The following is an 18,996-nucleotide window of genomic DNA, read 5'->3' as shown; positions in this document are numbered from 1 at the left end:
CCTCAGACCCGCTGGAAGGTGCGTGTGCCGAACAGGCCCTGCGGGCGGATCAGCAACACGAGGATGGTGAAAGAGAACACGAAGGTGTCGCGGAAGCTGGCCGAGACATAGCTGGCCGCGATGTTCTCCAGCACCCCGACGGTCAGCCCTCCGATGACGGCTCCGTACATGCTCGTGAGACCACCGAGGAAGATCCCGGCGAACGCCCGGAAGAGCGGCGCTGCCAGCACGGTGGGCACCAGCCCCGATCTGGGCGCGTAGAGGCAGGCGGCCAGAGCGGCCAGCGCGAGGCCGAGAGCCCACGCGATCCGCGCCACGCGTTGCGCGCTGATGCCGATGAGCTGCGCGGTGTCCGCGGACTCGGCGACGGCCCGCATCGCCGACCCCAGTGTGGTGCGCCCGAACAGGAAGGCGACGGCGGCCATCGCCGCCGCCGCGATGCCGATGGTCACCAGGCTCTGCGCCGGCAGTGCCGCGTCACCCCATCGGATGGTGCCGTCCACCAGGCTGGGAAAGGTCTTCGGCTGGGTGCCCCAGATCGAGTCCACCACGCTCTCGACGATGAGCGAGACACCCATCGTGACCACGAGCGCGGAGAACAACTGCCCCTGACCGAGCGGCCGGATCACCACCTCCCGCACGATCACCCCGACCACCGCGGTCACCGCTATCGCGGCGAACACCCCCAGCAGCATCGCGACACCGCTGTCACGAAAGGTGATCGCCACGTACAGTCCCAGCGTGGCCAGGCCGGCGAGGGCGAAATTCACCACGTCCGTCGCTCTGTAGATGATCACCAGACCCAGGCCCATCAAGCCGTAGATCGCGCCACTGGCGATACCGCTCACCAGGACAAGCAGGAACTGATCCACTCCGACCGCCACCTTCTCGGCGGGGTGGCTCACTCGGCAGAAGTCCCCCCGCACCAAAATTGAACTCAGTTCGAGAACTGTAGATGAGGAACGGGCGGCCAGCAATAGGTGACCGGTCAGGCTCCTGCCGACGGCGGCATGCTGTTCGCGGTCTACGGGATGATCCACCGTGTCCCTCACCCGGGACACCGACATGCGCAAGAGTCCGGCGAACCTGTGGCACCCCGAACCGGGCGTACGTACCCTGCCACGAGCTGCGGACGCCCGGACGGCCGGCCCCACCGGGCAGGCCACAGACGCCACGGGCTCGGCGGCCCAGGGACCGGTGGCCGACTCATGAGGGGCCGGGCCCTCATGGGGGGTCCCTCGCCGGCCTTGCCGCGCTGCGACTCGCGACCCAGAAGATCGAGAACCTGGCGGCCGGGATCGAGCAGAACAAGGAGATCACCCTGTCCACGGACCTCCGCTGACCCGCCCCCGCCCCCGCCACGGGCCACCGCGGGACCCTCGCCGCTGACGGCGGTCGGCCATCGCCGCGCCCGACTGTGCCTGCCGCTCCGCGAGGGCGATCAGCCGGTGCCCGGCCCGGGTGTTCGGCGTCCTGTTGATCGCCTCGTAGTTGAAGCCGATGCCCTCGTCCCGGCCTGCCGGCACCGTGCCGGCATCCAGCTGGCACGAACGCTCCCAGCTACCGAACTTCTCACTCCGGTAGGTGCGCCGGTCCATCCCGGCCGTCGGCATCTTGGGGTTGAGCTCGAAGGCGTGGTGGCGGATGCGGAACTCCTGACCGGTGCGTTCCCGCACGATGTCGACGGCCTTCTGCAGTCGGCGCCCGCCGATATAGGGGTCCCAGTAGCAATGAAGAAATTTTCAACGCGTACCCCGAGGCGATGGCCGAGTTCACGAGCCTGCTCAAGCCCGGCGGCTGCAACCGCTGAGCCGCGTTCCTTGATCCTTCTCGGTGGTGACGGCGGAGGCGGACAGGAGCGTCGCGGCGGCGAGGCTGCCCCAGAGGGCGGCCGAGCCGTGGGAGGCGAGAGTGGTGATGACCGCTGGGGAGACGGCGAGGCCGAAGCCCGTGGAGAGCTGGAAGCGGGCGAGGGTGCGTCCCAGGAGATGGGCCGGGGCGAGGGCGGTGACGAGCGGGGTGGCGCTGCCGGCATAGATGATCTCGCCGATGGTGCAGACCACGGACACCGCGGCGACGGCCGGGGCACTCCAGCCGTGTCCCAGTGAGGTGGCCGCGAGGAAGCCGAGGTAGGACGCGGTGAGCACCACGCCGGCGATTGCCAGCACGGTCCGGCGGGGAAAGCGGGACATCAGGACGGTGACCGGAACCTGCAGGGTGACCACCAGCACAGTGTTCGCCACGAAGATGGCTGCCGACCACACCGGGGACGCGTGCATCTGTGTCACCAGGACCAGGGGGAGCGCGATCTCGGGGACGTTGAGGCAGAAGACGTAGACCACGTTGGCGGCCAGCAGCGCGCGCATCCGGGGTGCGGGCCCGCCGGCCCTGCCCTTGGCCGGAGTAGCGGCTGGATGCGCGTGCAGGTGGACCGACCATGCCAAGGCCGCCGCGGCGAGATAGGCGAGCCCGGTGACGGCTGCCAGCGCCTGCAATGCGGTGGTGCCGCCCGCCAGGCATGCGGTGGCGAGGAGGGCGCCCGCGCCCAGGCCGGCGTTGCGCAGGGCGCGGCCCGCCGCCAGAGCGGCGTCGCGTTCGCGGCCGTGGGCGACCGTGGCCACGAGGGCTGCATGGGCGGCCGGCCATGCCTGGTTGCCGATGCCGAGGAAGAGCGCCGCCGTCGCGAACAGCCAGACGTGCCCCGCCGGGGCGGCCAGCAGCAGCGCCACGCCCAGCACCCGCACCAGCATCGACGCTGCCACGACCGTGCTGCGTGCGCCCCGGTCCAGCCATCGGCCGACCGCGGGCATGCACACCAGACCCACGACGACGCCGACCGTCATGGCGATGCCGGTGTCCGACGCGGACAGCCTCAGCACCATCACCCCGTAGAGCAGCAGAAAGGGCCGCAGCAGGCCGGTGCCGAGCGCGTCCACGGCCAGGGCGACGGCATAGCGGGGGCCTCCGGAGGCACGGACGAGGGCGCGCGGCTGGATCTTGGTGGTGGTTGCCATGGCGTCAACGATGCGTTCGGGCCGCCGGGCCGACTGTGTCGGTTGACGGACACCGTCAATCGACGCGGTCGTCGGCCATCCGACCAGCGATGATGAGGGGATGACGTTGAGGATCGACATCGGCGGCCTGCCGTCCGGGCGACTGCGGTTCGCTGCCTCCCCGCTGGCCGAGCTGACCGCGATGCTGCACGTGCTGGCCGAACCTGGGCATCACCCGCAGCTCGCCGGCTGGGCCGGGGACGTCTGGGCTGGGCTGCGGCCGGAGCTGGCCGAGCGGCTCAGGGAGGCGGAGTTCCTCTGGCGTTCCTCACGAGCCGACTTTCTGGTCCCCGCTCGTCCTCGGCCGACCCTCGCCGAGGAGCTGGACGATGTAGACCGGATCGACGACGAAACCTATGTGGCCGCCGCGCTCGTCACCACGTGCGGCAGCAACCGGGTCCACTTCGCCGCGCCGTCGCCGCTCGCCGACGCGACGGCGCGCGAGCGGGCCCTGGACCTGGCCCAGGCCCGCGGCGCGCTTCAGGAGGCCTTCGCGGAACGGCTGCTCGCGGACCCGGCCGCCGTGCGGGCGCGGGTGCGTCACACCCTCGAACAGTGCGCCGAGGCCTTCTTCGACGCCGCCTGGACGGGCGTCGCCGTGCAACTCGCCACCGACCTGCGCCTGAAGAACGACCTGCTGAAGCGCCAGGGCATCGGGGCGGCACTCGCGTCGGTCTCCGGCGCCGTCACCCTGGCGCCGGACGGCAACCGCATTGTCGTGGACAAGCTGCAGGACAAGGCGATCGCCGTCCACGGTAGCGGGGTCACCTTCCTGCCCAGTGTCTTCGGCCGCCCGCACCTGGTGGTGGTCCACGCGCCTGGGTGGCAGCCGGTGGTGCAGTACCCCGTGGCCGAGGCGAGTCCATCGGAGCCGGTATCGCTGGAAACGGTCACGCTACGGCTGGAGGCACTCGCGCATCCGGTACGGCTGCGGCTGCTGCGCACCCTGGCCCGCGGCCCGCACACCACCGGTGAGCTGGCTCACGCCTGGGAACTTTCACCCCCGGAGGTGTCCCGCCACCTCGCTGTCCTGCGCCGCGCGGGCCTGCTCACGGCCCGGCGGCACGGTCGTTACGTCCGTTACACCCTCAATCTCCCCGATCTGACGGCGCTGGGGGCCGACCTGCTGGCGGCCGTACTGCGCTGAGTAGCTTCGCTCTGCCAGAACGCGGGCGACCGCCGCCTTCGCAGCATCGTCCGACTCGGCAGGCCGCCCGGCCACCTCGGGCGGCATCCGCATGACCCAGTCGTCGCCGAACGCCTCGACCATTTCCTCGTGCGTGACCATCGCCCGGCACCTGGACGACTTCCTCACCGACCTGGCCAACCCGGGGGAGCGACACCCTCGTCGAGGGCTCTTCCGGACAGGGCGTTATGCACATGAGGGTTGGCTCCAGCCGGGTGGTCGACCTGCTCGTCGGTGAGCGACTGCCACACATCTGCCGGCCGACTGCGTATAATTAATCTACAATGTAAAGGCGGTGGACCGGTACAACCCACGAATAAGTAAGATCTCAAACAAACCATCACCAAGCTGTCTGGCCGTGGCACCGACCTTGTCGCGCTTGCGGCACATCGGCGCTTTATCGAACGTGTCATCCTCCGTCTGTGCGACCAACGGGTATACCTGGGCGAACCACGCGACACCGCAGCCCAAATCACCACAGTGGTCAACGAGTTCCTGTACGCGACCGTCGCGCTCGTCGTCCTTCAGTTGCTCCATGGCCGGGATGACGGTGCCCTGGATGAAGGCCCGGACACGCTTGATGGATCCCCTCATGTTCGGGGGCGAGGGTGAAATCGATGGCCATGCTTCCTTCAACGGGGTGATGGGTTGTGGCAGGCCAGCCAGTGGTCGTCACCTACCCGCCTGATCTGGGGTTCTTCCTCGGCGCAGCGGAGCTCGGCCCGGGGGCAGCGCGTACGGAAGCGGCAGCCCGCAGGCGGGTCGACGGGGGAAGGGGGTTCGCCGCTGATCAGGGTGTCGGCCGGGGGGAAGCCGAGGCCGCCGCCGGGGATCGAGGCGATCAGAGCCTGCGTGTACGGGTGCGCCGGACGGCTGATCAGATCCGCGCTCGGCGCCAGCTCGCACACCTTGCCCAGGTACATCACCATGATGCGGTCGCTGATGTTCTTGACCACGGCCAGGTCGTGGGCGATGAAGACGAGCGTGAGCCGGTAGCGGTCCTTGAGGTCCTCCAGCAGGCCGAGGATCTGCGCCTGTACGGAGACGTCCAGCGCCGACACCGGCTCGTCGCAGATCACCACCTCCGGATCCAGGATCAGCGCCCTGGCGATGGAGATGCGCTGGCACTGCCCGCCGGAGAACTCGTGCGGCCGCCGTACCGCCGCCGTCGCCGGGTCGAGGCCGACCGCCTCCAGGACCTCGTCCACGCGGTCGCCCTCGAGACTCCACACGCGCGGGCCCTCGCCGACGATGTCGCGGACGCGGCGGCGCGGGTTGAGGGAGGAGATGGGATCCTGGAAGATCATCTGGAGGCGGCGGCGGGTCTTGCGCAGCGCCTCACCGCTCAGGGTGGTCAGCTCGACGCCGTCGAGCCGCACCGAGCCCGAGCGGGGCGGCGGGAGCTGGACCAGGGCCCTGGCGGCACTCGACTTGCCGCAGCCGGACTCGCCGACGATGCCGAGCGTCTCGCCGCGCGCCAGATCGAAGCTCACCCCGGACACCGCCCTCACGGTACGGCCGCGGCCTGCGGGGAACTCCACAACCAGATCCTCCACCCGGAGCAGCACCTCGTCACGGGCACGCAGGTGGGCACTTCCGCTACCGGCCACCGTCCTCAGCCGCCCTTCTCGTCGAGCTTGCGAATGTTCCTGCTGGGGTGGGCGTCCTCCTCGAGGGCGCCGTGATGGGGCCCGCCGCCGGTCGAGGCCGCCGGGGAGAAGGGCGGGTGGGTCGGCAGGTGGTCGGGGTTCGTCGTGGGGACGGGCGCGGGCGGGGCGAGGGTGGCCGGGCGGGGGTGCCAGCAGGCGTAGCGGTGACCGTCCTCGAACAGGGGCGGGGCCTCGGACGCGCAGCGGTCCTGCGCATATGCGCAGCGGGGACGGAACGCGCACCCCGGCGGCAGGTCGACCAGGTCAGGGGGGCGGCCGGGGATGACCCGCAGGCGGTGGTGCACCGGGTCCGTCAGTTTCGGGGCCGCCTGCAGCAGCGCCTCCGTGTACGGCATCCGCGGCCGTTCGAACATCTCGGCGGCGGGGCCCTGCTCGACCACCTTGCCCGCGTACATGACGATCACCTCGTCCGCCCAGCGGGCCACCACGGACAGGTCGTGGCTGACCAGCACCACGGCCATGTCCCGCTCTTCCCGCAGGCGGTGCAGCAGCCGCAGCACCTGGTCCTGGATGGTCACGTCGAGCGCGGTCGTGGGCTCGTCCGCGAACAGGACGTCGGGCCCGCACGACAGCGCCATCGCGATCGTCACCCGCTGCCGCATCCCGCCCGAGAGCTGGTGCGGGTAGCGGCGCGACATCCGTACGGGGTCGGGGATCCCCACAGAGGCCAGCAGCCGTACGGCCTCCGCGCGCGCCCGCGCCCGCCCCATGCCCAGGTGCACCCGCAGCGGCTCGGTCACCTGCGTTCCGATCGTCCTGACCGGGTTCAGCGCGGTCATCGGGTCCTGGAACACGGTTCCGAGCCGGGGACCGAGCACCGCACGCATCTCTTCGGGGCTGAAGCCGGTCAGGTCGTCGCCCGACAGGTAGACGTTCCCGGCCTTGATCGAGGTACCGGGCAGCAGGCCCAGAATTGAGCGGATCAACATGGACTTGCCCGAACCAGACTCGCCCACGATCGCCAGCGTCTTTCCGCGTTCCAAGGTGAAGGAGACCCCGTCCACGGCCTTGACGATGCCGCGCGGGGTGACGAAGTGCGTGCGCAGGTCCTCCACCTGCAGCAGGCAGTCGCGGATCGGGTGGGTGGCGGTGGGCATCGAGGCCGGGGCGGACCGGCGTACCGGCTCCAGGCCGCTCTCCCGCACGTCGGTCAGGGATCGGAACCGGTCGCCCACCAGGTTGAACGACAGCACGGTCAGGAACATGACGACCGAGGGGGCCAGCACCACGTGTGGCGCGGTCTCCATCAGCGTGCGGCCCTCGTTGATCAGCCCGCCCCAGGTGGGGGTGGGCGCCTGGACGGACAGACCGAGGAAGGCGAGGCTGCCCTCGGCGACCACGACCACGGCCATCCCGATGAACGCGTACGACGCCGCCGGCACCGCCACGTTCGGCACGATCTCCCGCCACAGGATGCGCCGGTCGCGGGCGCCCAGCACGCGGGCGGCCAGCACGAACTCGCGTTCGGCGAAGGTGAGCGTGGCGCCCCGGATGAGCCGGACCCAGGAGGGCACACCGAGCACGCCGAGCACGATCAGCACATTACGCAGGTTCGCCCCGGCGAAGGCCACCACGGCCAGCGCGAACACCAGCGCGGGGAACGCCTGCGCCACGTCGTTGACCGCCATGATGACCGCGTCCGTGGCCCGGCGACGGTAGCCGGCCAGGATGCCGAGGGGCGCACCGATACCCAGCCCCAGCAGCACGGCGCCGACGCCGACGCCGAGGGAGACGCGGGCGCCGTACACGACTCGGCTGAGCACGTCGCGGCCGAGCCCGTCGGTGCCGAACAGGTGCGCGGCGCTCGGCCCCGACTGCGGCGGCCCGGCGAGCGTCTCGTCGTAGCGGGCGAACGGCAGCAGGTCGGCCAGGACGGCAGCCAGCAGCACCAGCCCGATCCAGCCGGTCGCGAGCCAGAAGGCAAGCCCCAGCCGCCTACGCACGTCGGATCCTGGGATCGACGGCGGCGTACAGAAGGTCGACCGCGAAGTTGACCACCACGTATCCCACGGAGATCAGCACGACGCCGCCCTGAACGGTCAGGTAGTCGCGGGAGAAGATGGAGTCGACGATCAGCCGCCCGACGCCGGGCAGGCCGAAGAGGGTTTCGATGATCACCGTGCCGCCGATGAGCGCGCCCAGGTTGAGGCCGATGGCGGTGATCAAGGTGATCGCGGACGGGCGCAGCGCGTGCCGCCACAGGATGCGCCGCGGCGACAGGCCGCGGGCGCGGGCCAGCGTGATGTAGTCCTCCTGCAGGGTGGCGATCAGGTCGGTACGCAGCAACCGCGCGTAGACCGCGAGCTGCCCGCAGCCGAGGGTGATCGCGGGCAGGATCACGGAGGTCAGGTTCCAGCCCAGGTCGAGCGAGATGGGCGTCCAGCCGGTCGCGGGCAGCACCTGGAAGGTGACCGCGAAAATGAGGATCAGCAGCACGCCGAGCACGAAGACGGGGGTGGACAGCAACGCGAAGCTGAGCGCGGTCAGCGCCTGGTCCAAGGGCCGGCCGGCTCGGCGGGCGGCGGCCACGCCCACCGGGATCGCCAGCCCGAGCGCGATGATCTGCGCCGCGACCAGCAGCTCCAGGGTGACGGGCAGCCGATCGGTCAGCTCGGCGGCCACGGACATCCTGGTGATGTAGGAGTCGCCGAAGTCGCCGGTGACGAGCCCGCCGAGCCAGTCCAGATAACGCACCAGCAGCGGCTGGCCCAGCCCGAGCTCCTGCCGGAGCTGCGCGCGGGCCTCGTCCGTCGCCGACAGGCCCAGGATCTGCGTGATCGGGTCGCCGGGCAGCAGGTTCAGCAGGACGTAGGACAGGAACGTCACCACGAGCAGCACCACGACGAGCCGGGCCAGCCGGTAGACGATGATCACCGCTGGCTGATCCACAGCTGCGAGAACGGGTGGTAGGGGATGGGCGAACCGGTCAGCGGCAGTCCCCGCTCGCCGTCGGGCAGCGTGTGCTCACCGATGCCGCGCACCTTGGTCCTGGCCACGATGGCGCCGGTGTTGAGGTGGTCGACGAACACGTACGGCACCAGTTCGCGCAACCGTTGCTGCACGGTGCCGTACGCCTGCTTGCGCGCGGCCTCGTCCGGGTTGGTACGCCCGACGTCCAGGGCGGCGCTCAGCTTGGCGTCCTTGAGCCGGGTCATGTTGAGCGAGATGGCACCGACGGGCTTGGCGTAGGCCTGGTGCATCCAGATGTACTCGCCGTCGGGGTCCGGTGCGGAGAACTGCGTCCACACCGTGGCCGCGAAGTTGCCGGTGATGGCCCGGTTGATCAGGTCGGCCTGGTCGGCCTGCTTGATCGACGCCTCGATGCCGGCCTTGCGCCACATGTCCTGGGCCAGCTCGACGCCCTGCATGGTGTTCGGGTCGGGCGTGGAGATCAGCTCGAAGCGGATCGGGCCCTTCTCCGCCTCGACCTCCTTGACCAGGGCGGTGGCCTTGGCCAGGTTGTAGTCGGGGTAGGCGCCCGCCGCGTACCACTTGGAGTCCGGCGCCCAGGGGCCGTCGGCGAGTTCGGTGAGGCCGCCGCGCAGGGTCGAGATCACGGTCTTGCGGTCGGTGGCGTAGGCCATGGCCTGGCGCACCCGTACGTCGTCGAGAGGGGCGACCGCGGTGTTGAGCAGGAACATGTACTCGGGCACCGCCATGCCCTGCGCTCGATGCACGGTGTAGGCGTCCTTCCGGCCGCCGAACTTGGTGAGGTCCTCGTCGCGGGAGGTGCCGATGGCGTCGACCCCGCCGGCCTCGAGCGTCTGCGCGCGGGTCTGGCTGTCGGGCAGGATCCGGAACTCGATCTCGTCCAGGTACGGCAGGCCCTGCCGCCAGTAGCGCGGGTTGCGCGTGACGACCATGCGGTTGTCCGGCACGTACTCCTTGAAGAGGAACGGCCCGGTGCCCACCGGCTTGAGGCTGGCCGCCTTGGGGTCGCTCAGCGAGGCGGGCGGGACGATCATGCCGGTCTGCGTGGTCAGGTAGTACGGGAAGGCCACCCACGGCTGGTTCAGGTTCACCTTGACCGTCATCGCGTCCGCCAGCTCGAACGACTTGATCGGCACGAACACGGCCGCGGTCAGCGGCGAGACCTTCTGCGCCTCGAGGTTCGCCTTGACGATGTCACCGGTCAGCGCCATGCCGTCGGAGAACGAGATGCCGGACCTGACCTTGATCGTCCACTCGTCGTACGTCTTGTTCGGGGTGAGCGACTCGGCCAGGTACGGCTTCCAGTCGCCGTTGGCGTCCACGCTCACCAGCGCTTCGATGATCGTGCCCGCCATGCTGTAGCTCTGGGCGGCGAACTGGTCGGTGACCGGGTTGAACCCGTTGGCGTCCGCGCTGAGCGCGTAGACCAGGCGTCCGCCCTGAACCGGTCCCGTCGCCGACGCCGCGGTCGGGGCCTGCGGTTGTTCGACCGGTCGCTGGCCGCTACAGGCCAGCAGCACCATTGAGGCCAGCAACAGCGTGGCCGGAGTGGTCCAGCGTTTCATTCACGTCTCCTCCCGGTAGATCGGCCTGCCAGTAGGAGTGGAACGGCGAACCGGGCTTGGTGTCACATGCTTTGACACCATGGGCTTGACCAGGGGAGGCTTGCCTGATGGCGGAGTCTGAGGGTGTAGCGTTCCTGCGTGCTGATGTTGATCGTTTTTGCCGGGAGATCGTTGATCTCGCGCCCGCGCTGCGGTTGCGGCGGCTGTCGGAGTTGCGCGCGATGCTGGAAGAGGTGACCGGCGCGGCGCTGATGGCGGCGATGGCGGACGCGCGGGGTGAGGGGTGGGGCCTGCGCAAGATCGGCACGAGCGCCGGGATGTCGCATGAGCAGGTACGCCGGATGCTCACCGAGGGCCGTCCGGTTCGGGAGCATCCGGCGCGCTGACCGCGAGGGGTTACTCGGCCGGCGGGGGCGTGCGCAGCGGCCGCAGTTGCCCGTCGCGGACCAGCTCGGGCAGGGAGAAACTGTAGCGGCCTAGCATGTTGAGATGCTCAAAGCCCAAGGGTGATAGTCGGGCGATGTCGGCGGCGGAGATTTTCTTACCCTCGGCTCGCATTTCTTCCAGGGCACGGGCCGTATAGACCGTGTTCCACAGAATGCAGACGTTGGTCATAAATCCCAGTGCGCCGAGTTGGTCTTCCTGGCCTTCTTTGTATTTCTGCCGGAGTTCGCCTTTTTGGCCGTGGAAGATCCTGCGGGCCAGGGAGGGCCAGGGTGTGGCGGGATTCTTGCCGGTTGAGCTGGGTGTTGACGCGGCGGCGCAGCAGTTCGTCGTCGTAGTAGCTGGCCAGGTAGGTGGAGCGATCGAGCTTGCCCAGCTCCATCAGGGCGCGCCCGATGGGGGTCGGGGTGCCGCCGCCGGCGAAGTAGCGAAACAGCTCACTGGCCTTGACCGCGCCGGTGAGCAGCGATCCGGCCACCCGTAGCAGATCATCCCAGGAGTCGTTGATCAGCTTGATGTTGACCCGGCTGCGGACCAGGGCGTCGATGGACCCGTAGTGGGCGGCCGGGTCGGCGCGGAACAGGGTGGCGCTGCCGACATCGGCCAGGCGCGGGGAGAATTGCCAGCCCAGCAGCCGGAAGATGCCGAACGCGATTTCGGAGGCGCCCGCGGTGTCGGAGGTGATCTCGGTGGGCTTCAGTGACGTTTCCTGGTCCAGAAGCCCTTCCAGGATGTAGTACTGTACCAGTCTTTGGGGGTGCCGGGAATGACGATGCCGTGAAAGCCGGTAAATTGATCGGAGGTGAAGTTGTAGTAGGTGACGCCCTTGGCTCCCTTTCCCTTTCCGAAGTATTTGGTGTTGGGTCCGGCGTTGATGGTTTTGACTGGGACCACGAACCGCAGTCCGTCGGCGGAGGCGAGTTCGCCGCCGCCCCAGGCTTGGGCCAGTTCCAGGCCGGAGTGGTGGTCGACGAGGGCGGCGTTGGCGGCGGTGAGGGTGGCGGCGCGCAGGTAGTTCTGTTCCACCCAGTACAGCCGGTCCACGGCGAGGGCGGGTTCGCCTTCGGCGGCCATCGGCCGCATGCCGACGTTCATGGCTTGGCTGACCAGGACGGCGGCGATCGAGGTGATCATGTCCTGTTTGCGGGAGGGCGCCTCTTCGGAGACGTGGGTGAAGTGGTCGAGGCAGCCGGTCCAGGAGTGCACCTCCAGCAGGGCTTCGGGCAGGTCGACGATGGGTATGCGGGCGTCGATGTCGGTGCGCAGCGTGGTCAGGGAGGCGGGCTCGTCCAGGCGGTCCAGGCCGGTGAGCACCAGGTGGTCCTTGCCTCCTTCGTCCTTGGCTAGGCGTACCCAGTCGTTGCGCCCGTCTTCGGCTCCGGACAGGCCGGCGGCCAGTTGGCGGTAGGCGAAGTCCAGCGTGCCGGCCCACCGCTCCACGTCGGTGCCGGGCTGCGGGGACAGGTTCAGCTCATCGCAGATGCGGGGGCGGGCCCGCTCCCACTCGGCGCCCTTCAGCAGCCCGGCGGTGGGGTCGCCCCACTTGCGCAGGCCCGGCACGAACACCTCGTGGCGGCGCAGCGATTCCCGCAACCGCTCGACGGCCGCCACGGTGTAGGCGTGTCTGTTGAAGGTGCCGGCCAGCTCGCCGCGCTTGGGGAAGACGCGCCGGTGCCAGGCAGAGGACAGCACGCCCGCAGGAACCTCGTGAGGGTCGATGTCGGTGCGGCGGCGCTCGATCGCTTTGAGGAAGTCCAGAGCCTCCAGCACCTCATGGCCGCGCCGCACCCCTTGCCCGGGCGTCTCGGTGGCGCCGGCGTCGAAGTCGAGGTGCTTGAGCAGCTTGGGCAGGAAGCGTCGGATGGTGGCGTAGCGATCCAGCAACTCTTCTTGGAAGTCCTCATCCGGTTCGCGGGCGATGTCGCCGATGACGTCGGCGGCGGCACCGATGGCGGCCAGATCCATCTCATCGAGGGCGGCGCGGATGTCGCCGTCGGGGATTTCGGCGACGGAGCGGATCTTCAGCCACACCTCGCGCAGCACGATCGCCGCGACATCGAGGTCCTTGAGGGTGCGCATCCGCTCCTTGTTCGCTTTGAACGCCGAGGTGCGCAGCAGGTCGCCTACCGCCAGGTCGAACACCTCGACCGCGTCGTCGGCCGACTGGGGGGCCATGGTCGCGGCGAAGGCGACCAGGGTGGCGAGTTTGCGGTCGCCGGCCAGTTCGGCGACGGCCTGGGCGCGGGCGGCGTGGGCGAAGCGGGCCAGCGCGGCGATCTTGCCGGGCGGCACCGTGCTCAGGTCCCAGCCGGCCGCGCCCAGGTCGCGCAGTTCCACATGCCGATCCAGGGCCTTGACCAGGCCGGTGCCGCTGACGTCGGTGGGGCTTTTGCGCAGCCGGTCCAGCCGGGAGACGCGCCGGCCGTCCTCGACCTTGACCAGGTTCTCCAGCACGACGGCCTGGTTGGGGCTGGGGGCGGCGGCCAGCAGCGCGTACTGGCGGGAGGCGACGCGCTCGCGCAGCGCGGCGATCAGCCGCTCCAGAGTGGTGACGCCGGGCAGCAGGATCTTGGCCTCCACCAGACGGTGGGTGGCCAGGTCGAACAGCACGATCGGGCGCTCGCCTGTGGTCCAGGCCCGTTTGTAGAGCCAGCAGGCCAGTGCGAACCACTGCTCGCCTCCAAAGGCGGTGAAGCCGTAGCCGGTGCGGATCTGCTCCTGATGATCCCAACGGGCCTCCTTCTCGCCGTACCCCTTCAGGTCGGCTGCCTGCAGGCCGAGCTGCTCGGCAACGTAGTCGACCACCACGGCGGGAACGTCCTCCGGATCGTCCAGGAAGCAGTTCAAGAACCGTGCGGTGCCCAGTTGCACGGACCAGCCGAGCTGGTTGCGCGCGCCGTTGGCGGCCATCGCCCGGCGCCGGTCATCGGCATCCAGATGGAAGAAGGCGCCCAGCTGAGCGATGTCGGGCACGGCGTTGAAGACGCCGTATCGGCTGCGTTGCTCGGCGGACAGGAAACTGACCGGCATAGGGGGGCCTCCAGGCATGCCAGGGCGCCCCCACCTCGTACGGCGCTGTGGGGGCGCCCTCGGATATCAGCAGCGGTCAGGCCAGATGATCGACGTGACCGATTACGTGGTGAATTGTGCCAGTCTCATGCCAGTCATGATCATTGTTGTCCAGTTCATGACGGTCGGGTTGCACGCGTGTCCGAAGTACCGCGCCTGTGCTCTGACTCCGTGCAGAGCCACCCGGGCCCTGCGCAAGGCGATCGGCGAGCTACGCGGCCGGGCGCGACGTCCCCGACGCACTGTTATCGTTCATCGGCTCGGGAGCGGAGGACGACTTGGGATCATGGTTCATCGGGTCGCCCGTCGGGTCGACCAGTTCCAGGCGATCGGGAGGATGAGGGTGGCTACGGCAGCTCCGCACAGGGCTAGGGAGCCGTATCCACCCATCGCCATGACGGGTCCCGAGATGACTCCACCTCCAGCGGCGGCTATGCCCATGCCGACCTCCCCATAGCCCTCGAGTCGTGGGCGCTGCCGGCTGGGGACGCCGTTGGTGAGCAGGGCGCTTCCGGCGATCATGGCGAGGTTCCATCCCACCCCCAGCAGCAGCATCGCTACGGCCAGGACGGCTGGGGAGCGTGCGGCGGCTGCGGCCAGCCCGGCAGCGGTGATGAGAACCGTCGCGGCGCAGAGGGCCGCACGCTGGCCGCCGATGTGGTCTGTGAGCCGTCCGCTGAGCGGCGACGGCGCGAACATGCCGGCGATGTGCAGGCTGACGATGAGTCCGATGGCGCCAAGCCCGCTGCCGAGGTGGTGCAGCTGGACAGGTGCCATCGTCATGACCGCGACCATCACAAGGTTGGCCAGCGCGAGGACGGCCAGCCCCACCACACTGTGGCGGCCGAGCACGACGGGAGCGGCAGGGGCATCGTCGGGGGCGCGTATGCCCCCGACAGCGGAGTCCGGCGTGCGTAACCCGATCGCGAGCGTGCCCGTTGCCGCCGCGAAGCCGATCGCCGCGAGCAGGTAGGACCCGCCCAGCGGGGGAAGCCCGAACCAGGCGGCCAGGTTGCCTGCCGGCGCGAGCAGGTTCGATCCGGCGACTGCCCCAGCAGTGGTCGCGACCAGTACGGACGCCATGGCCCGGCCGCGCCCGGTCGGGGAGGCAAGGTCGGCGGCGGCGTACCGGCCCAGCATCACTGTGGTGTTGCCCGCCCCGAGCAGCAGGCTGCCCGCCAGGACCAGTGGCAGGCTCGCGTACACGGCGGCGATGGTCACCACGACGCATCCGGCGAGCGCGACGGCCGCGCCGGTGCTCAGCGCGGCGCGGCGACCGCGATGGCTTGTCAATCCGGACAGCGCCAGGGCTGCGAGGGCGGAGCCGGCGACAAGCAGCGTCTGCGGCAGACCCGCCACCGCGTCGGAGCCGGCGATCTCGTCGGCGAGCAGGGACCCGGCTGTGCCGGCGAGCGACTGCGCGAGCCCGCCCAACACGCTGGCCGCCCACAGCACGTGCAGGGCCCGCGTCACTGTGGCGTCGCGGTGTGGCCGCTGACCGGCCGCCTCCGGCTGCGGGCAGGCACCGGGAGCGGTGCTCGTCATGATGACGGGCCCGGCTGAGCTGGGCGCGTGGGCTGGAGGTATGGGCCGAGGAGTAGCGTCAGCTGGTCGCGGACCTGCTCGGCTGGACTGCCATCGCCAGCCAGGCCCCAGGTGAGGAGCGCTCCGTTGTAGGCGGCGTGAATCGCCCGCGGTAGCCGGCCGAGATCACCTGAGATGAGCTCACCCGCGGCTTGGCCGGCAGCCAGAACGTCCGCGATGGCGCGTTCGACGGCCGCGGTGTAGTCGCCGCTGATCCGCTGGAACTGCGGGTCAGCCAGATCCAGCAACAGGAACGCCAGGTGGTTGGCGAACTCCTCCGAGCTGCGGATGCTGCCGGCGATGCCGGCGAGAACGTCGATCAGAGCCACGGTGGGAGCGCTCGCGTCCTGAGCTGCGACCACCTGGAGGGGCAAGGCATCGGCCCCGTGACGGGCCACCGCCAGCAGAACTCCGCGTTTGGACCCGAAGCGCTGCACCACGGTAGCCGCGGACAATCCGACCTCACGGCCCACCTCCGCCAGCGTCAACCGTGCGGGACCCACACGCGCGATCACCCGCGCAGCGCCCGCCAGGACCTGCTCGTCGCTCACCGTTCGCGGCCGTCCAATCGTCATGAGGACATAGTAAACGAATAATCATTTACTATGTCGTCTGACCCAAGATAGAGGAGATGACCATGACGACTGCAACCCCCAACACCGCTTACGCTGCCCCTGCGGACGAGGCCGCCGTCGCTGCCGCAGCCGAAGCGCTGCAAGCCCGCGGCTACCGCGTCCGCCGCGTGTCCGACGCGGCCGCGGCCCTGCAGGCGGCGCTGGACCTGCTGCCCGACGGCGCTGAGGTGTTCACCGCGTCTTCGGTGACCGCCGATGCGATCGGCCTGATCCAGGAGATCGACAGCTCCGGCCGCTACACCGCGACCCGACCAAAGTTGATGGCGATGGACCCCGCGACCCAGATGAGCGAGATGCGCCGCCTCGGTGCCGCCCCACAGTGGGTGGTCGGCAGCGTCCACGCGCTGACCCACGACGGAGACCTTGTCATCGCCTCCGCAAGCGGCAGCCAGCTGGCCTCAATGGCCTACGGCGCCCAGAATGTGCTGCTCATCATCGGCGCCCAAAAGATCGTCCCTGACCTCGACACCGCCATGCGGCGCGTCCACGAGTACAGCCTGCCGCTGGAGGACGCCCGGGCCCGCTCGGCCTACGGCATGGGCAGCACCGTCCACAAGGTCCTGACCTTGCACGGCGACATCGAAGAGGGCCGCGTCCGCGTGGTGCTCGTCGACGAGCCGCTCGGTTTTTGACCCACCCGATCCGCGAAGGAAGACACCACCCATGACGCCACCCCTTATCGGACAGGTCGCCCTCGTCGCCGGCGCCACCCGCGGCGCCGGGCGCGGCATCGCCGTAGAGCTCGGCACCGCCGGCGCCACCGTCTACGTCACCGGCCGATCCACGCGCACCGCCCGATCCGACCTCGACCGCCCCGAGACGATCGAGGACACCGCCGAACTGGTCACCAAGGCCGGTGGCACCGGCATCGCGATCCGCTGCGACCACACCCGCCCCGACGACGTCGTCGCCGTCATCGAGCGGGTACGCGCCGATCACGGTCGGCTGAACCTGCTGGTCAACGATGTGTGGGGCGGCGACCCGCTCACCGAGTGGGGAACGCCGTTCTGGCAACTCGGCCTGGCCAAGCTCCAAGTGCTGTGGGAACGCGCCGTGCTCACGCACCTGATCACCAGCCAGCATGCGGTACCTCTCATGCTGGAACACCCCGGCGGCCTCATCATCGAGGTGACCGACGGCGACGGCGCCCACTACCGCGGGAACCTGGCCTACGACCTGGTTAAGACCGCCGTCAATCGCCTGGCGCTGGCCCAGGCCGAGGAACTTCGCCCGCACGGCATCACCGCCCTCGCCGTCACCCCCGGGTTCCTTCGCTCGGAAGCCATGCTCGACGGATTCGGCGTCACCGAGGCCAACTGGCGCGACGCCGGCCAGCGCGACCCGCACTTCCTGGCCTCGGAGACCCCTCGCTTCATCGGCCGCGTCGTCACCGCCCTGGCCGCCGACCCCCACGTCGAACGCAAGAGCGGACAGGTATTGACATCCTGGGATCTCGCTGAGGAATACAACGTGGACGACCTCGACGGCAGCCGCCCGCACTGGGGCCGCCACTTCACCAACAACATCCTCAACGCACCCGCCTGACCATTGATTCACCTGCGAAGGTGCGCCAGAACATCGGCACCGCCGGGCGCACCTTCGCACGGTGAACCTGTTGGGTCAATTAGGGGGTGGCCGTAAGAGGGGTGCAGCCAAGGTACGGCGGAAACCGGCAATAGGCTGAGCGGCCCTCGGGTTTGCGCTGGTGAGGGCAGGGGTTCCCGGATGTGATCGATCTCAGCCCTCGGCGTAGTTGATCTTTTGGTACGTTCCTCGATCCGTATGGGTTGATATTTACGGGTCTGGGGTTGTGGCGTGACGTCGATCGAGCGGACCGCGTATCCGCGGTTCAAGCGGTTCCTGTCGGCCCGGGAGTTGCACGTGTTCTACACGCCGCAGACGTCCGTCTCGCTTGACCTCTTGCGCGTCAGTCCGGCAGCCAGTGCAGCTCGTGCGCCAGGGTTTTGGCGACGGCACGGATGCGGCGGTGTAGCGGCGACTGCTCGCGTGGGAGGACCAGGTGGATCGTCAGGCTGGGCGCGCCCCGCAGCGGTCGCCAGGTGAGACCGGCCGGTTGTGCCGTGACCGCGGCTTCTCCGGCCGGGGCGAGGGCGACCCCGTCGCGCAGGTCGCGCTGAGACATGTCGACAGAGACTGCCGGCGTGTGGAATCGGGGGTGTGGTCGGATGTCTCGGAACAGTGCGGACAGCTGATCGTGGATCACGGGGTTGGCCGCACGGTCCGGGAGTCGCAGCGGATACGCGGCCGCGTCGGCGATCTCGATCTCCGGGTGTTCGGCCAGCGGATGGTGCTGCGCCAGCTGGACCCCGACGCGCTCACGCCGCAGCAGGAACCGGCGCACGCCACCGCCCGGCTGTTCACCGCGGGTGATCCCGGCATCGATGCGGCCGTCGGCGACCGCGGGGGAGATCTCCGGTGTCGCCATCGGGACCGCGCCGACCTCGAGTCCCGGGCTGCTGCGAATGAGCCTGTCCACCAGGGCCGGTGCCGTCTCGGCCCCGGCGGTGAGGCTGTATCCGATGCGCAGCGTGCCCAGTTCACCGGCCGCCGCGCTCCGGGCGGTGTCCCATGCCCGGTCCAGCGCCGCCAGCGCGGGCGGTGCGGACTCCGCCAAAGCCGCACCGGCCGCGGTCAATACAACGCTACGGGTGTTGCGGACCAGCAGGGCCGTACCGAGTTCCGCCTCCAATCGGCGCATCCGGGCGCTGAGTGCGGGCTGTGCGATACCGATCCGTGCGGCCGCGCGGGTGAAGTTCAACTCCTGCGCCAGCACCAGGAAGTACCGCAGGCTCACCGTATCCGGCGCCACGTGCCCTCCCTGCCGATTGATAACGATCC

General features: G+C 69.6%; 18 protein-coding genes and 1 pseudogene. 5 read left to right on the top strand and 14 right to left on the bottom strand.

The genetic code is table 11. The features are described from left to right. Positions 1-2: 2 nt before the first annotated feature. Complete coding sequence (locus tag AB0F17_RS51990; RefSeq protein ID WP_358039983.1) at positions 3-872, bottom strand: branched-chain amino acid ABC transporter permease; 870 nt, start codon at positions 870-872, stop codon at positions 3-5. A 169-nt stretch (positions 873-1,041) separates the two neighbouring features. Here AB0F17_RS51990 and AB0F17_RS51985 point away from each other — a divergent pair, with 169 nt between their 5' ends. Continuing rightward, the gene (locus tag AB0F17_RS51985) at positions 1,042-1,212 is read left to right on the top strand and encodes a hypothetical protein (RefSeq protein ID WP_358039980.1); all 171 of its coding nucleotides are present in this window, start codon (positions 1,042-1,044) and stop codon (positions 1,210-1,212) included. Between the two features lie 104 nt (positions 1,213-1,316). On the opposite strand, the gene AB0F17_RS51980 is transcribed toward AB0F17_RS51985, so the two are convergent. Both AB0F17_RS51980 and AB0F17_RS51975 read right to left on the bottom strand, forming a co-directional pair. After that, complete coding sequence (locus AB0F17_RS51980; RefSeq protein WP_358040275.1) at positions 1,317-1,712, bottom strand: hypothetical protein; 396 nt, start codon at positions 1,710-1,712, stop codon at positions 1,317-1,319. A gap of 72 nt (positions 1,713-1,784) precedes the next feature. Further along, positions 1,785-3,014 carry an MFS transporter gene (locus AB0F17_RS51975; protein WP_358039977.1) on the bottom strand — a complete coding sequence of 410 codons (1,230 nt, stop codon included), beginning with the start codon at positions 3,012-3,014 and terminating at the stop codon, positions 1,785-1,787. A 100-nt stretch (positions 3,015-3,114) separates the two neighbouring features. Here AB0F17_RS51975 and AB0F17_RS51970 point away from each other — a divergent pair, with 100 nt between their 5' ends. Next, complete coding sequence (locus AB0F17_RS51970) at positions 3,115-4,200, top strand: helix-turn-helix domain-containing protein (RefSeq protein ID WP_358039974.1); 1,086 nt, start codon at positions 3,115-3,117, stop codon at positions 4,198-4,200. Positions 4,201-4,518: 318 nt separating this feature from the next. On the opposite strand, the gene AB0F17_RS51965 is transcribed toward AB0F17_RS51970, so the two are convergent. The 5 genes from AB0F17_RS51965 to AB0F17_RS51945 are packed head-to-tail and all read right to left on the bottom strand — an operon-like array spanning position 4,519 to position 10,405. Next, positions 4,519-4,833 (bottom strand): hypothetical protein, encoded by a 315-nt coding sequence (locus AB0F17_RS51965; RefSeq protein ID WP_358039971.1) that lies wholly within the window; start codon positions 4,831-4,833, stop codon positions 4,519-4,521. 38 nt (positions 4,834-4,871) lie between these two features. Beyond that, positions 4,872-5,849 carry an ABC transporter ATP-binding protein gene (locus tag AB0F17_RS51960; protein WP_358039968.1) on the bottom strand — a complete coding sequence of 326 codons (978 nt, stop codon included), beginning with the start codon at positions 5,847-5,849 and terminating at the stop codon, positions 4,872-4,874. 5 nt (positions 5,850-5,854) lie between these two features. Continuing rightward, entirely contained in the window at positions 5,855-7,852 is a 1,998-nt protein-coding gene (locus AB0F17_RS51955) for a dipeptide/oligopeptide/nickel ABC transporter permease/ATP-binding protein (RefSeq protein ID WP_358039966.1), read from the bottom strand. Further along, complete coding sequence (locus AB0F17_RS51950) at positions 7,845-8,798, bottom strand: ABC transporter permease (RefSeq protein ID WP_358039963.1); 954 nt, start codon at positions 8,796-8,798, stop codon at positions 7,845-7,847. Before AB0F17_RS51950 ends, AB0F17_RS51955 begins: the two co-directional genes overlap by 8 nt. Then, on the bottom strand, positions 8,780-10,405 hold the full coding sequence (locus tag AB0F17_RS51945) for an ABC transporter substrate-binding protein (protein ID WP_358039960.1): 1,626 nt from the start codon (positions 10,403-10,405) through the stop codon (positions 8,780-8,782). Before AB0F17_RS51945 ends, AB0F17_RS51950 begins: the two co-directional genes overlap by 19 nt. A 107-nt stretch (positions 10,406-10,512) precedes the next feature. Here AB0F17_RS51945 and AB0F17_RS51940 point away from each other — a divergent pair, with 107 nt between their 5' ends. Beyond that, complete coding sequence (locus AB0F17_RS51940) at positions 10,513-10,791, top strand: hypothetical protein (RefSeq protein WP_358039957.1); 279 nt, start codon at positions 10,513-10,515, stop codon at positions 10,789-10,791. A gap of 10 nt (positions 10,792-10,801) precedes the next feature. On the opposite strand, the gene AB0F17_RS51935 is transcribed toward AB0F17_RS51940, so the two are convergent. The 5 genes and pseudogenes from AB0F17_RS51935 to AB0F17_RS51915 form a co-directional block, all read right to left on the bottom strand. Then, entirely contained in the window at positions 10,802-11,110 is a 309-nt protein-coding gene (locus AB0F17_RS51935; protein WP_358040272.1) for a Tn3 family transposase, read from the bottom strand. A gap of 79 nt (positions 11,111-11,189) precedes the next feature. Next, positions 11,190-11,534, bottom strand: a pseudogene (locus AB0F17_RS51930) (Tn3 family transposase); the annotation flags it as partial. A gap of 11 nt (positions 11,535-11,545) precedes the next feature. Beyond that, positions 11,546-13,879 (bottom strand): Tn3 family transposase, encoded by a 2,334-nt coding sequence (locus AB0F17_RS51925; RefSeq protein WP_358039954.1) that lies wholly within the window; start codon positions 13,877-13,879, stop codon positions 11,546-11,548. A gap of 330 nt (positions 13,880-14,209) precedes the next feature. Next, positions 14,210-15,463 (bottom strand): MFS transporter, encoded by a 1,254-nt coding sequence (locus AB0F17_RS51920; RefSeq protein ID WP_358039951.1) that lies wholly within the window; start codon positions 15,461-15,463, stop codon positions 14,210-14,212. Further along, positions 15,460-16,077, bottom strand: a complete 618-nt coding sequence (locus AB0F17_RS51915; protein ID WP_358039948.1) for a helix-turn-helix domain-containing protein — start codon at positions 16,075-16,077, stop codon at positions 15,460-15,462. The genes AB0F17_RS51920 and AB0F17_RS51915 overlap by 4 nt, the downstream gene beginning before the upstream one ends. Positions 16,078-16,139: 62 nt before the next feature. Here AB0F17_RS51915 and AB0F17_RS51910 point away from each other — a divergent pair, with 62 nt between their 5' ends. Both AB0F17_RS51910 and AB0F17_RS51905 read left to right on the top strand, forming a co-directional pair. Further along, positions 16,140-16,769: an LUD domain-containing protein gene (locus AB0F17_RS51910; protein ID WP_358039945.1), complete on the top strand. Its 630-nt coding sequence runs from the start codon at positions 16,140-16,142 to the stop codon at positions 16,767-16,769. 31 nt (positions 16,770-16,800) lie between these two features. Continuing rightward, positions 16,801-17,682 carry an SDR family oxidoreductase gene (locus AB0F17_RS51905; RefSeq protein WP_358039942.1) on the top strand — a complete coding sequence of 294 codons (882 nt, stop codon included), beginning with the start codon at positions 16,801-16,803 and terminating at the stop codon, positions 17,680-17,682. A gap of 382 nt (positions 17,683-18,064) precedes the next feature. Here AB0F17_RS51905 and AB0F17_RS51900 read toward each other — a convergent pair whose 3' ends face one another. Then, complete coding sequence (locus AB0F17_RS51900; RefSeq protein ID WP_358039939.1) at positions 18,065-18,967, bottom strand: LysR family transcriptional regulator; 903 nt, start codon at positions 18,965-18,967, stop codon at positions 18,065-18,067. Positions 18,968-18,996 lie beyond the last annotated feature (29 nt).

The sequence above is a fragment of the Nonomuraea sp. NPDC026600 genome (assembly GCF_040638335.1).
Taxonomy (GTDB): Bacteria; Actinomycetota; Actinomycetes; order Streptosporangiales; family Streptosporangiaceae; genus Nonomuraea.
Note: the sequence above shows the minus strand (reverse complement) of the source record. Positions and strands in the feature narration are given on the sequence as shown.

Excerpts from the sequence above, each read along its gene's own strand:
- AB0F17_RS51975 (WP_358039977.1), bottom strand. The coding sequence starts at position 3,014 with ATGGCAACCACCACCAAGATCCAGCCGCGCGCCCTCGTCCGTGCCTCC.
- AB0F17_RS51970 (WP_358039974.1), top strand. The coding sequence starts at position 3,115 with ATGACGTTGAGGATCGACATCGGCGGCCTGCCGTCCGGGCGACTGCGG.
- AB0F17_RS51965 (WP_358039971.1), bottom strand. The coding sequence starts at position 4,833 with ATGAGGGGATCCATCAAGCGTGTCCGGGCCTTCATCCAGGGCACCGTC.
- AB0F17_RS51945 (WP_358039960.1), bottom strand. The coding sequence starts at position 10,405 with ATGAAACGCTGGACCACTCCGGCCACGCTGTTGCTGGCCTCAATGGTG.
- AB0F17_RS51940 (WP_358039957.1), top strand. The coding sequence starts at position 10,513 with ATGGCGGAGTCTGAGGGTGTAGCGTTCCTGCGTGCTGATGTTGATCGT.
- AB0F17_RS51925 (WP_358039954.1), bottom strand. The coding sequence starts at position 13,879 with ATGCCGGTCAGTTTCCTGTCCGCCGAGCAACGCAGCCGATACGGCGTC.
- AB0F17_RS51920 (WP_358039951.1), bottom strand. The coding sequence starts at position 15,463 with ATGACGAGCACCGCTCCCGGTGCCTGCCCGCAGCCGGAGGCGGCCGGT.
- AB0F17_RS51915 (WP_358039948.1), bottom strand. The coding sequence starts at position 16,077 with ATGACGATTGGACGGCCGCGAACGGTGAGCGACGAGCAGGTCCTGGCG.
- AB0F17_RS51910 (WP_358039945.1), top strand. The coding sequence starts at position 16,140 with ATGACGACTGCAACCCCCAACACCGCTTACGCTGCCCCTGCGGACGAG.
- AB0F17_RS51905 (WP_358039942.1), top strand. The coding sequence starts at position 16,801 with ATGACGCCACCCCTTATCGGACAGGTCGCCCTCGTCGCCGGCGCCACC.